The sequence below is a fragment of the Streptomyces sp. UF-297 genome, assembly GCF_058245575.1.
On sequence record NZ_JBSIBZ010000263.1, the window covers coordinates 1 to 408 of the forward strand.

1 protein-coding gene is annotated in these 408 nt (G+C 72.1%); it reads left to right on the forward strand.

Going from position 1 to position 408, the window contains the following annotated elements:
• A partial coding sequence (locus AC4IJH_RS43750) for an alcohol dehydrogenase catalytic domain-containing protein (RefSeq protein WP_490857605.1) occupies positions 1-408 on the forward strand: 408 nt, incomplete at both ends.

Below are 408 nucleotides of genomic sequence, written 5' to 3' on the forward strand. Positions count from 1 at the left end.
CCAGGCCGTCTCGGTGCTGCCGTCTGTGGTGGGTGGTGGTGAGCCGGAGTTGGCGGTGCGGGGCAGGGTGGCGTTGGGGCGGCGGCTGTCGCGTCCGTCGGGTGAGTTGGTGGCGCCTGAGGGGTTGTGGCGGCTGGAGCCGGATGCGGGTGGGTCGTTGGAGGGCCTGGTGCTGGCGGCGGTGCCGCAGGCCGGTGCTTCTCTGGAGGCCGGGCAGGTTCGGGTGGCGGTTCGCGCGGGCGGGTTGAACTTCCGGGATGTGCTGATCGGTCTGGACATGTATCCGGGTGGCGGTCTGATGGGCAGCGAGGTCGCCGGAACGGTCATCGAGACCGGTCCTGCGGTGTCCGGGCTGGCCGTGGGCGACCGTGTGATGGGGATCGCCGCGGGCGGATTCGGCCCGGTCGT